Source organism: Cognatundibacterium rugosum (assembly GCF_014284365.1).
GTDB lineage: Bacteria > Pseudomonadota > Gammaproteobacteria > Burkholderiales > Burkholderiaceae_D > Undibacterium > Undibacterium rugosum.
The window spans coordinates 18,483-30,945 of sequence record NZ_JACOGG010000013.1; the positions used below are offsets into that span (position 1 = coordinate 18,483).

Sequence of the window (12,463 nt, forward strand, 5' to 3'; positions counted from 1 at the left end):
TGCGTAAGGCTTCAGTAAGTCTCTGCGATTAAGGTTGGTACATCATCAGGCAAAGCGGAACCGATGCTATGCAGGCAGTTGATATTGTCTGTTTGGAGGCAGTCGGTCCGTGGACAAAGACCTGCGAATTTTCAGATGCAATAAATGCGATTAATCCAGTTGGAGACAAAGATGACAAACAGCGCAGCAGAAAACGAAATCAAAGCCGAATCCCGTATTTTTCCTCCGCCAGCTGAATTCGCCGCAAAAGCTGCGATTTCCGGCATGGATGCTTACCATGCTTTGTGCCGTGAAGCCGAACAAGACTATGAGGGTTTCTGGGGCAGACTGGCACGTGAGAATCTGCACTGGCAGCGGCCCTTCGAGACTACTCTGGACGAGTCAAATGCGCCTTTGTACCAGTGGTTCCCGGATGGTTTGATGAATGTGTCTTACAACTGCCTGGATGTGAATCTGGACAATGGCAATGCAGAGAAAGTCGCATTGATATTCGAAGCCGATGGTGGCGAAGTCACCAAAGTCACTTACCGTGAACTGCATCAAAAGGTCTGCCAGTTCGCGAATGGTTTGAAATCCCTGGGGATCAGCAAAGGTGACCGGGTCGTGATTTATATGCCTATGTCAGTCGAAGGTGTGGTCGCGATGCAGGCTTGTGCCCGCATTGGTGCTACCCATTCCGTGGTATTTGGTGGCTTTTCTGCAAAATCGCTGCAAGAACGTATCGTCGATGTGGGTGCGGTAGCCGTGATTACTGCCGATGAGCAGGTCAGGGGCGGTAAGCATTTGCCGCTGAAAGCGATCGTCGATGAGGCACTGGCGCTGGGCGAGTGCGAAAAGGTCAGGAATGTGGTGATTTATCGCCGCACTGGTGGTGCTATCCAGTTGCAGGCAGGCCGCGATCTGTGGATGCATGAGCTGGTCGCGACACAGGATGTGGTTTGCGAGCCAGAATGGGTCAGTGCAGAACACCCGTTGTTTATCCTGTACACCTCGGGTTCAACCGGCAAACCTAAAGGTGTACAGCATTCGTCTGGCGGCTACCTGCTGTGGGCGAAACTGACCATGAAATGGACTTTCGATATCAAGCCGGATGACGTGTTCTGGTGCACTGCCGATATTGGCTGGGTCACCGGACACACCTATATCACGTATGGCCCGCTGGCAATGGGTGCCACGGAGATCGTGTTTGAAGGCATACCGACTTTCCCGAATGCCGGACGCTTCTGGTCCATGATAGAAAAACACAAGGCCAGCATTTTCTACACTGCGCCAACGGCGATACGCTCATTGATTAAAGCGGCCGATGCCGATGCTGCCGTACATCCCGATCGCTATGATTTGTCCAGTCTGCGTTTGCTGGGCTCGGTGGGTGAGCCTATCAATCCGGAAGCCTGGATGTGGTATTACAAAAATATAGGACGCAATGTTTGTCCTATCGTCGACACCTTCTGGCAAACCGAAACCGGTGGTCACATGATGACCCCGTTGCCGGGCGCAACGCCGTTGGTACCCGGCTCTTGTACACTGCCTTTACCCGGCATTATGGCCGCCATCGTAGACGAGACCGGTAATGAATTGCCCAACGGGCAGGGTGGCATTCTGGTCGTTAAACGCCCATGGCCCTCGATGATACGTACTATCTGGGGTGATCCTGAGCGCTTTAAGAAAAGCTATTTCCCGGAAGAGTTTGGCGGCAAGGTCTATCTGGCAGGTGATGGCGCGATCCGTAACAAAGATACCGGTTACTTCACCATTACTGGTCGTATCGATGATGTGCTGAACGTATCTGGTCATCGCATGGGTACCATGGAGATAGAATCGGCACTGGTCGCGAATCCGCTGGTGGCCGAAGCAGCCGTGGTCGGTAAGCCAGACGATACGACAGGTGAAGCGATCTGTGCATTTGTGGTGTTGAAACGCGCACGTCCTGCCGGTGATGAAGCCAAACAGATAGCGACAGAATTGCGCAACTGGGTTGCCAAGGAAATTGGGCCGATTGCGAAGCCAAAAGAAATTCGCTTTGGTGATAATCTGCCTAAGACACGTTCAGGCAAAATTATGCGCCGTCTGTTGCGTGTACTCGCGAAAGGCGAGGCAATTACCCAGGACGTCTCTACACTGGAAAATCCGGCAATTCTGGACCAGCTCAAACAGGCACAGTAAGCTGATTTGTACACGGCACCACAATACGGTGCCGTGTTTTTCATTTAGGTTTGATTCAGGTTTAATTAAGGTGTTCAGGCTCGCAATGAGCCTGTTTTTTTGCCATTATCCTGAAAAAATCAGCGATTATTTCTTGCCATCATCATGATGCGCTCAAACAGATGTACATCCTGTTCATTTTTCAGCAAAGCGCCGTGCAGAGGCGGGACGGCTGCCTTGTTATCCTTGCTGCGCAAGGCTTCGGCCGGGATATCCTCAGCCAGTAAGAGCTTGAGCCAGTCGATCAGCTCAGAGGTGGACGGTTTCTTCTTCAGTCCGGCAATCTCGCGGACTTCATAGAAAGTCTGCAGTGCCTGACTCAGCAAATCCCCTTTCAGATTTGGGAAATGCACATCGACGATTTGCTGCATGGTTTCTTTATCAGGAAACTTGATGTAATGGAAAAAGCAGCGGCGCAGGAAGGCATCCGGCAACTCTTTTTCATTATTGGATGTGATGATCACCAGCGGACGATGGCGCGCCCTGACCATTTCACGTGTTTCATACACATAAAACTCCATACGATCGAGTTCGCGTAGCAAATCGTTAGGAAACTCTATATCTGCTTTGTCGATTTCATCAATCAGCAACACCACCGGCTGTTCGGCGGTAAATGCCTGCCACAACACGCCTTTGACAATGTAGTTATGGATGTCCTTGACGCGTTCATCGCCGAGTTGCGAATCGCGCAGGCGCGACACGGCATCATACTCATACAGGCCTTGTTGCGCTTTGGTGGTTGATTTGATATGCCACTGCAATAGTGGCATACCCAGTGCAGCGGCGACTTCTTCAGCCAGCATGGTTTTGCCTGTGCCAGGCTCACCCTTGATCAGCAATGGGCGCTGCAGGCGTAAAGCGGCATTGACGGCCAGTTTCAAATCATCGGTGGCGACATAATTGTCGGCACCATCGAAGCGTAAGCTTGTTGTTTCTTGCGTCATAGTTGTGTCGTATGGTTGAGCCCAGAGTCTGAGTATAAGCGAGATTTCTGTAATCTGTGAACGCCTGTTCTATTTTTAGCTGTTCCAGAGAGTTATGCATAGCTGTGCGCTACATAAGACGTTTCTTGTGCAATTGCAACATAAAAAGTGTGGAAAATAGACCGCATTCCGCATGTTTTTCATCTGGAGTTTGATGTGCATCATATAGAATGATGTGCAACATCAACATGTAGCAAGACGGATGCAAATCCCTTGCTGTGGCCTGAGACAGCCCGTCGTGTCTTTAAGATGTGTTCGCATACACTGATTTTTGCAGAGCTTATGGGTCATTTTCTTTGTTCCAACCGTACTAATCTATTGTTCCTATGAAAAAACTGTTCGCACTCCTCGCTGTTGCGAGTCTCGCCCAAGCTGCGGCAGCAGCGGAAGTAGTTGGAAATGCTAAAGACGCTGCCGATAAAAAGATTGCCATGTGCATAGGTTGCCATGCGATACCCGGTTATAAAGCCAGTTATCCGGAAGTCTTTCAGGTACCTAAAATTGGTGGCCAGTCTGCTAAATACCTGGAAGCAGCGCTGAAAGCCTATCAGAAAGGTGAGCGCAAAAATCCCTCCATGCGTGGTATCGCAGGCAGCCTGACTGATCAGGATATCGCGGATTTGGCCGCTTATTATTCACAACAAAAATAAGAACAGGAGTCAGCATGAAAGCAATCACTGGTGTCATTCTGTCCCTCGCAATGTTGAGCGCAACGGCGCAGGCGGCAGGGAATATCGATGCAGGAAAAGCAGCGACAGAAAAATTTAACTGTGCCTCATGTCATGGGAAAGACTTTAATTCTCCGATTGATCCGGCCTATCCAAAAATCGCGGGCCAGCACAAGGATTATCTGGAGCATGCCTTAAAAGCCTATCAGCGTGGTGATGGGCCGAACGGACGTACGAATGCAATCATGGGGGCGCAGGCTAAGGCCCTGAGTGCAGCCGATATCGCTAATATTTCCGCCTATTTATCCAGCCTGCCGGGTAATTTGGTGCTGAAGAAATAAGCGGCGAAGAATGAAAAATGCCACGGTGTGACATCGCACCGTGGCATTTTTTTATGTTGATTCTGACTTGCGCTCAGCGACAGCGCTTCTGTACCGCATCGATATAGGCCTGACCATCTGGCGGCAGACCTGAGCGTTGGGAATTCCAGATCATTTCGCCCAGACATTCCATGATTTGGTGGTGTGCTTCGTGTTCGGAATTGTAGCGCTGCGCGAGTTGGCGTGCCGCACTCTGAATGCTACGTGGCTGATCGACTGAAATCTGCTCACTGATTGACAGGTGCATGGATAAGTGAAGGAAGGGATTAGTCTGCCCTTGATCTACGCTGTAATTCGTCTGCACAGCTGCTTCGACATCGCGCAGCGCATGGTCGTACTCAGGATGTTGCTGTATCCAGTCGGCAGCGATGGATTCCAGTGGCGTCAGGATTTCTTTTGCATGCAGTTTTCTGAATGTTTCGCAAAAAAAACGGCGGACATCGTCCTGGCTGGGGTTAAACATACGGCTTCCTGATTGTAAACGTTGGAAAAAGCCGCATATTGTAGGGTAAAAACATCGGTCTGGCTGTTCAGTCTTCGCGAGTATGGGTAAATGCAGTCTCTGAATCCGCTTGTACAGGGCAATTTCATCGCGGCTTGCACACGAGCTCAGTGTCTTCGTTTATGATGCGGCAAGTTTTCCCCTCGTTCTTCAGAAAAGGAATCATCATGTTAAGTACAGAAGCTCAACAAACCTTATTCACCAACGCACGCACCCATAATGGCTGGCAAGATAAGCCGGTATCCGATGTTTTGTTGCACGAATTGTATGATCTGATGAAATGGGCACCCACTTCTGCGAATGCTTCCCCTGCGCGCATTGTGTTTGTGAAATCCGACGAACAAAAATCCGCCTTGCTGGCTTGCATGGCTGAGGGAAATCTGGAAAAAACCAAAACTGCGCCGGTAACTGCAATTATCGGTATGGATATGGCATTTTATGATCAGTTGCCACAATTGTTTCCACATGCAGACGCCCGTTCCTGGTTTGCCGGGAATCAAGCATTGATTGATGCGACGGCTTTTCGTAACTCGTCCCTGCAAGGTGCTTATCTGATGTTGGCCGCGCGCACCCTGGGTCTGGATTGTGGTCCGATGTCAGGGTTTGACGCCGATAAAGTCAATGCGACTTTCTTTGCTGGCAGTGAAGTTAAAGTCAATTTCATCTGCAATCTTGGCTATGGCGACGCCAGCAAATTACATGCGCGTGGCCCACGTCTGAGTTTTGAGCAGGCGTGCCGCATCGTTTAATTGCGAAGCGGTAGTGACTTGCTTGCTCTGTCTGCGGCCTTAGTTTGAAAATGCGTCCTTATACCTGATCGGGTAAGGGCGTTTTTTCTTTGAAGTCGCATAAGTCGGCGATCATACAATTCCAACATTTGGGCTTGCGCGCGATGCAGGTATAGCGCCCATGCAGTATCAGCCAGTGATGTGCATCCAGCCTGAATTCCTTGGGGACAAATTTCATGAGCTTTTGTTCGACGATATCCACGTTTTTGCCGGGTGCAATCCCAGTGCGGTTAGATACCCTGAAAATATGGGTATCGACCGCAATGGTGGGCTGACCGAAGGCCGTATTCAGCACCACGTTGGCTGTTTTTCTGCCTACACCTGGTAAGGCTTCCAGTGCTTCGCGCTGCTGTGGTACCTGGCCTTGATGCTCGCGTAACAGAATTTCGCAGGTCGCGATCACATTTTTTGCCTTGGTTTTGTATAAGCCTATGGTCTGGATGTAAGGCATCAAACCATCTACGCCTAAGCGCAGCAAGGTTTCCGGTGTATTAGCGATCGGATACAGTTTGCGGGTCGCCTTGTTGACCGAAACATCCGTAGCCTGAGCAGATAACAACACCGCGATCAGCAATTCAAACGGCGTGCTGTATTCGAGTTCCGTGGTCGGGTGAGGATTTTCGCGCTGCAGACGCTGGAAAATCAGCTGGCGTTTTTCTGCATTCATGCGTCTGGTCCTTTCTCTGCTTCCAGTTTTTTCAGGCGAGCGCGTTCGATCGCTGCTGCAATGATGGCTTTTTTCCTGTCTTTGCTGGCTTGCTCTTCAGCCGTGACGGCAGCTTCTGCTTCCAGTGCTTGTAGTTTGGCGGCGGCTTTGGCTGCCAGCCTTTGTTCGTTCTCGTATTTTTCACGCTGCAGCCGAACAGTGCGGCTGTCGTAGGCGGTTTTGGCCTGCCTTGCCTGTTGTTCACTCCAGGCTGCCCATCCGGTTTTTCCCGGTGTGACCGGGACCATAGAGATACAGTCTACCGGGCAGGGGACGACACATAAATCGCAGCCGGTACACAATTCCGGTATCACGGTGTGCATTTGTTTGGGCGCGCCTATGATGGCATCAACCGGGCAGGCTTGTATGCACAAGGTGCAGCCTATGCAATAGGCCTCTTCAATCACCGCGACTGGTCGCTCACGTTCTGTGCCGTGCTCAGAATTTAAGGGGAGAGTGGCAAGTCCGAGTGCGTCGGCCAGCAAAGCGATACCTTGTTCACCGCCAGGCGGGCATTGATTGTGAGTGGCATGGCCAGTCGCCATCGCGACTGCATAATCGTGACAAGACGGATAGCCACATTTAGTACATTGGGTTTGCGGTAACAGTGCTTCAAGTTGTGTAGCAAGTGAGACGGATGCAGGAGAGGGCACAGGAAGAACTCAATAGGAAAAATCAGGGTCGGCTTGCCACTCAGGAAGCAAGCGCCAAAGCGGTGATTATCCCCCGATTCAGCGTGACTCACAAACAAAAACGCCACCTCACGGCGGCGTTTTTGGTCTCAGTGGCGATTAGCCGTGTTTGCGAATGAATTCACCGATTTTCGGGCATATCATTTCACGCCAGCGACGGCCTGAGAATATGCCATAGTGACCACAGCCAGGTGCCACGTAATCCTGTTTCATACTGACTGGAATGCTGCTGCACAGGTCATGAGCAGCCTGGGTCTGGCCAGGGCCGGAAATATCGTCCAGTTCGCCTTCTACGGTGAACAGGGCGACGGTCTTAATATCCTGTGGTCTGACCAGCTTACCTTCGACTTCCCAGGTGCCTTGTGGCAGACGGAATTCCTGGAACACGGTCTTGATCGTTTCCAGATAGTAGTCGGCCGGCATATCGAGCACGGCATTGTATTCATCATAGAATTTGCGATGCTGCTCGGCTGAATCATCATCCCCCTTAATCAGGTGCTGATAGTAATCCCAGTGGCTTTGTGCGTGACGGTCAGGGTTCATTGCGACAAAACCCGCATGTTGTAAAAAGCCCGGGTAGACCTTGCGTCCGTAACCGGGATAGTTCGCCGGTACGTTGTAAATCACTGTATTTTCAAACCAGGAGAATTTCTTTTCAGTCGCCAGATTATTGACCTCAGTCGGTGATTTGCGCGGATCAATTGGGCCGCCCATCATGGTCATGGTTTTTGGCAGCTTAGGATCATTTGCGCTCGCCATCAGCGAGATCGCAGCCAGCACCGGTACGGTAGGCTGGCAAACTGAGATTACATGCACATCCGGGCCCAGCAAACGAATGAAGTCCTGTACATAGTAGATGTAATCGTGCAGATGGAAGCTGCCTTCAGACAGCGGCACCATGCGTGCATCGGTCCAGTCCGTGATGTAAACATCGTGATCCGGCAGCAATCCGCGCACGGTATCACGCAGCAGTGTGGCATGATGTCCAGATAAAGGGGCGACCAGCAACACCGTTGGCTGCTTGAGCTTAGTGAGTTCCTTGTCGCTCAGGGCCTTTTTAAAGTGCAGCAGTTTGCAAAAAGGCCGGATCACAGCGGTAGTTTGTGTGATTTCTACAACTTGCTTGCCTATGGTCGTCGAAGTAATGCCAAACTCTGGTTTCTCATAATCTTTTCCAAGGCGAAACAAAAGTTCGTAGCCGGCAGCAATACGCTGAGAATAGGGTGTATGGGCCAGTGGCGAGACCGGATTGGTAAATAGCTTGGAGGAGGCTTCAGCCCACTGGGTTAAAGGGTTCAGAAATGCGCGGTTCAATTCATGAAATTGGTAGAGCATAGTGACTTCTTTCTGATAAAAAAACAGGCAGTTCCCTGGGCTATAACTGAGATTTAGAAATTTCTGGCAACAAAAAAACAGACTTCTGATAGAGCTTTCCATCTATTGTATTGCATTGCATCATAAACCAGTTTAGCTGGTTTTTCTCTTGTGCTTGGGAATCAATGTGCAGCTGGTGCAAATTTATGTTAAAAAATTAGCTTAAAAATAATAGTTTGCGGGCTACAATAGAATGCAGACAAAATGTGTTAGTGATAAGGGTATAGGGCATAGCAGAATGACTAGTGACTTCGATCAGACGGAAATCCAATGGCGTGAACAGTGCTTTATTGCATTTGATTTAATGCGTGATTCGCCTGAAATGGGCCGCTTGATTGCCAAGAGCTTACGCACCGAAGCGCGTGAAAAGCGTCGCCCTGTGCTGGGGGGGCTGGCGGAAATCCTGTACGCGTTTGCAGATTTTTTCGATGGTAAGTTGCATCTGGCAGAACCGGAGTTTGAACGCACTGCAACTATGTTTGAACTGATCGGTGATAGTGAAGGCTTGGCATTCTCTTTACTGGGCACTGTGGCAGTATGGCGCCGCCATGGTCGTGCTGAGCAGGCTTATTCCCTTTGCCATTCACGTATTCTGCCGATTTTGCCTGAGGGCGATCACAGACTGACTGTGCTGGTGCTGAACATCCTTGGTACGCTGTCGCAGGAGCTGGGTTATACCGAAGAGGCGATCCGACACTTCTATACGGCGCTGGAGCAGGCCAAACGTCTGCAAATTCCAAATCGTGTATCGCAGGTATTGGCTAATCTGGGTGAGATTTTCTACATCAGTGGCAATGCTGAGGACGCCGAGGTCTTGCTGGAGGAGGCGCGTGAAATTGCGGTGGATTCCGACGAGAAATGGCTGGCACCGTTTATCTCTACTATGCTGGCCCTGTGTTATCTGGCTTTGGAAAAATATGATGACGCTTACCTGAGTGTCGCCAATTACATCGCAGAGGGGAGTGCTCACCATACCGATAATTCCAGCCGTGCATTTTGTCTGTCGGTTGCAGCCTATACGCTGGCGGCACGTGGGCAATTGAGCGAGGCCGACCGCCTCAATGGTACGGCGATGTCTCTGCTCGATACATATGAGGATAAGCCGCTGAAACCCTATAGTTGGTGGGTTAACGGCTATCTGCATCGTTGTCACCGGCGCTTTCCTGAGGCGATTGTGGATTTAAAGCGCGCCATAGACAGTGTCGGCGACAAAGGCTATGTGTATATGCCCTTGCGTGCAATGCGCGAACTGATAGAGATTTTTGGTGAAACCGGACAATGGCAAGAGGGCTATCAGGAGCAGCAACGCTATCTGGCTTTGTTTGCGAAAGCACAGGGTCTTGCTACCCGTGTGCATGTGCAGACCCTGCATATAGGACATGAGTTGAAGGAGGCTGAACTCGCGCGTCGTCTGGCGGAAGAAGCTTATGCTGAGCGTAAGGCCTTGGACGACGAGCTGCAGCGCATCCTCGCGGAGCGCGAAACCATACTGGAAAATTCAATAGTTGGTATGGTTTTTCTGAATAATGAGGGTAGGGTACAGTGGGCAAATAAACCGCTTTGCCAGATATTTGGTGTCGACAGGCATGCGGTGCTTGGTGCTTCGCTGGAGCCATTTTACACATCACGTGACGCTTACCTCGCCTCAGGCACCGCCGTTAGTGAAGCCGTTTTGCGCGGCGAGTCGTATGAAAGTGAACTGCAAATGCGGCGCGCCGATGGTGACCTGTTCTGGGTGCACTTTTCAGGGCGCGCAGTGGATCGGAACAAACTCACGATGGGCACGGTCTGGGTGGTGATGGACATCACAGAGCGTAAGCGACTGGAGACCCAATTACAGGAAAGTATGGCGGAGCAACTGCGTTTGCGTACTTTGCAGATGCAGGCTGAACTGAAGGAGGCTGAGCGGGCACGGATACACGCCGAAGAGGCTACCGCTGCAAAATCGATGTTCCTCGCCAATATGAGTCATGAAATCCGCACGCCGATGAATGCGATTATAGGAATGGCACATCTGGCCTTGCGTACCGCTCTCGACGATAAGCAGCGGGATTACGTAGAAAAAATCCACCATGCCGGCATGTCTTTGCTTGGGATAGTGAATGACATTCTGGACTTTTCTAAAGTAGAGGCTGGTAAGCTCAGTATCGAGCATATTGATTTTAATCTCAACGAGGTGCTGGAAAACATCACCCTGATGACAGCTGACCGCGCTTACGAAAAAAATCTGGAATTTATGCTTCATGTGCCGAAAGAGGTGCCGCGTCTGTTACGAGGCGACTCCTTGCGGCTGGGGCAGGTATTAATCAATCTGATCAACAATGCGATTAAATTTACCGATGCCGGCGAAGTGTTTATGTCCTGCCGCATTGCCGAAACTAAGGCCTGGCGGGTAAAACTGGAATTTGCTGTCAGTGATACCGGCATTGGTATGTCGGAAGAGCAGACCCGGCGCTTATTTCAGCCTTTCAGCCAGGCTGACGAGTCGACCACGCGTCGTTTTGGCGGGACCGGTCTGGGTTTGTCGATTTCCAAGCGTTTGATCGAACTGATGGGAGGGGAGATTACGCTCAATAGTGATATGGGCGTGGGCACCACGGTGCGCTTCCATACCTGGTTTGATCTGCCTGAAAAAAGGTTGATGCTGGCTCCTGCGGTGATGAGTAATCCTGCGCTGAAAGTGTTGATCGTGGATGATAATCGCAAAGCCGCGCAGATATTGAGCGAAGAACTGACTGAACTCACGCCGAACTGTGTCAGCGTGTATAGCGCAACGGCTGCGATGCAGGCGATAGAAATGGCGGATCAGAGCACGCCATTTGATTTGGTGTTTGTGGATTTGCGTATGCCAGAACTGGATGGTTTGAGCCTGATCAGTTTGCTCAAAAACGTCAAAAATCTGCGCAGCATGCCGAAGTTTATTCTGCTCGGTGTGCATGCGCGTGAAGAGGCCAGCTTCCGTACCGATATTGCATTGCCCGATGCCTTTATGCGTAAGCCCGTCAATAGCGCGATCCTGATGCAGTGTCTGGATAACCTGATGCTGATAGAGCACGAGACCAGTGCGGTACGCAGTCAACAGCCGGTCCCGCAATTTCCGGGATTGCGCGTGCTGTTGGTGGAGGATAATGAGGTCAATCAGCAGATCGCGCGTGAGCTGATGGAAGCTGCTGCGATCGAGGTGAGTATGGTTAGCAATGGCCGCGAGGCAGTTGATTGGGTGTTGCGCCACCCAGCAGAACATTTTGGACTGGTATTCATGGATGTACAGATGCCGGAAATGGATGGGCACGAGGCAACCAGACTGATACGTCTCAATCCGGCTTATACCGATTTGCCTATCGTGGCTATGACTGCACATGCGATGGCGGAAGAACGTGCCCATTGTCTGCGTTCGGGTATGGATGCCCATGTCACCAAGCCGGTAGACCCTCAGTCTTTGTATAACACCATACGACAATGGTGCCAGCCCGAGTCGCATACACTCAGCGTATCAACGGCATCCGAAGTGCCGCAGGCAGAGCGCTTGCAAATTGATCATATTGATGTTGAGGACGGGCTCAGGCGGGCATTGGGCAGTCAGGATTTGTACCGTGACTTACTGGGCCGCTTTTGCGAAAGTCAGAAAAATGCGGTGTCGGATGCCAGAGACGCCTATATTGCCGGTGAGACTGCCATCGCTGAGCGACTAGTCCATACGCTCAAAGGTGTGGCCGCCCTGATTTCGGCAAAAGCCATGCGTAAGACGGCGGAGCAACTGGAACACAGTATCCGTGGTGCTGTGTCGGCGCGTGAAATCATCCAGCGCTTTGATGCTTGCCAACAGGAGTTAAGTCAGACCATTGCTGCGATCGATGCGGCATTAAAATCAGATTTGGATGCTGTTCCGGCGCCGGTGACGGATGTGAAATTAGACAGGGCTTTGATGCAGGCCTTGTTGCAGCGCAGTGAAGCATTATTAGCAGAATACGATGGTGAGGCGGTGGAATTGCTCAAAGGTGCCAGTGATCAGTTGTTGCTCGCATTTGGGCAAGAAATCCATCAACAACTGATGCGCGCTTTACGCCAGTTTGAATTTGATACTGCATTGAGCCTGTTACGGGAGGCGGCACTGAATCAGGGTTACACACGAAACCCACATGTTGAGCAATAAATTGCCAGGCAGGGA

The 12,463-nt window shown here is 51.0% G+C and carries 10 protein-coding genes; 5 read left to right on the top strand and 5 right to left on the bottom strand.

Going from position 1 to position 12,463, the window contains the following annotated elements; translation table 11 throughout:
- Window positions 1-171: 171 nt before the first annotated feature.
- The gene (gene acs, locus H8K47_RS12640; protein WP_186881780.1) at window positions 172-2,163 is read left to right on the top strand and encodes an acetate--CoA ligase; all 1,992 of its coding nucleotides are present in this window, start codon (window positions 172-174) and stop codon (window positions 2,161-2,163) included.
- Between the two features lie 119 nt (window positions 2,164-2,282).
- On the opposite strand, the gene H8K47_RS12645 is transcribed toward acs, so the two are convergent.
- Window positions 2,283-3,146: an AAA family ATPase gene (locus tag H8K47_RS12645; RefSeq protein ID WP_186881781.1), complete on the bottom strand. Its 864-nt coding sequence runs from the start codon at window positions 3,144-3,146 to the stop codon at window positions 2,283-2,285.
- Between the two features lie 365 nt (window positions 3,147-3,511).
- Between H8K47_RS12645 and H8K47_RS12650 the strand changes: the two genes are divergently transcribed.
- Both H8K47_RS12650 and H8K47_RS12655 read left to right on the top strand, forming a co-directional pair.
- Window positions 3,512-3,835: a c-type cytochrome gene (locus H8K47_RS12650; protein ID WP_162020286.1), complete on the top strand. Its 324-nt coding sequence runs from the start codon at window positions 3,512-3,514 to the stop codon at window positions 3,833-3,835.
- Window positions 3,836-3,849: 14 nt separating this feature from the next.
- A complete protein-coding gene (locus tag H8K47_RS12655) occupies window positions 3,850-4,194 on the top strand; it encodes a c-type cytochrome (protein ID WP_186881782.1) in 345 nt (114 codons plus the stop codon).
- 73 nt (window positions 4,195-4,267) lie between these two features.
- Here the strand turns inward: H8K47_RS12655 and H8K47_RS12660 are convergent, their stop codons facing one another.
- Window positions 4,268-4,696, bottom strand: a complete 429-nt coding sequence (locus H8K47_RS12660; protein ID WP_186881783.1) for a DUF1841 family protein — start codon at window positions 4,694-4,696, stop codon at window positions 4,268-4,270.
- A gap of 203 nt (window positions 4,697-4,899) precedes the next feature.
- Between H8K47_RS12660 and H8K47_RS12665 the strand changes: the two genes are divergently transcribed.
- On the top strand, window positions 4,900-5,484 hold the full coding sequence (locus H8K47_RS12665) for a malonic semialdehyde reductase (RefSeq protein ID WP_408057900.1): 585 nt from the start codon (window positions 4,900-4,902) through the stop codon (window positions 5,482-5,484).
- Window positions 5,485-5,542: 58 nt separating this feature from the next.
- Here H8K47_RS12665 and nth read toward each other — a convergent pair whose 3' ends face one another.
- The 3 genes from nth to H8K47_RS12680 form a co-directional block, all read right to left on the bottom strand.
- On the bottom strand, window positions 5,543-6,190 hold the full coding sequence (nth, locus tag H8K47_RS12670; RefSeq protein ID WP_186881785.1) for an endonuclease III: 648 nt from the start codon (window positions 6,188-6,190) through the stop codon (window positions 5,543-5,545).
- Window positions 6,187-6,882: an electron transport complex subunit RsxB gene (rsxB, locus tag H8K47_RS12675; RefSeq protein WP_186881786.1), complete on the bottom strand. Its 696-nt coding sequence runs from the start codon at window positions 6,880-6,882 to the stop codon at window positions 6,187-6,189. Before rsxB ends, nth begins: the two co-directional genes overlap by 4 nt.
- Before the next feature lie 138 nt (window positions 6,883-7,020).
- Window positions 7,021-8,256, bottom strand: a complete 1,236-nt coding sequence (locus tag H8K47_RS12680; RefSeq protein WP_186881787.1) for a polyhydroxyalkanoate depolymerase — start codon at window positions 8,254-8,256, stop codon at window positions 7,021-7,023.
- A gap of 277 nt (window positions 8,257-8,533) precedes the next feature.
- Here H8K47_RS12680 and H8K47_RS12685 point away from each other — a divergent pair, with 277 nt between their 5' ends.
- Entirely contained in the window at window positions 8,534-12,448 is a 3,915-nt protein-coding gene (locus H8K47_RS12685) for a response regulator (RefSeq protein ID WP_186881788.1), read from the top strand.
- Window positions 12,449-12,463 lie beyond the last annotated feature (15 nt).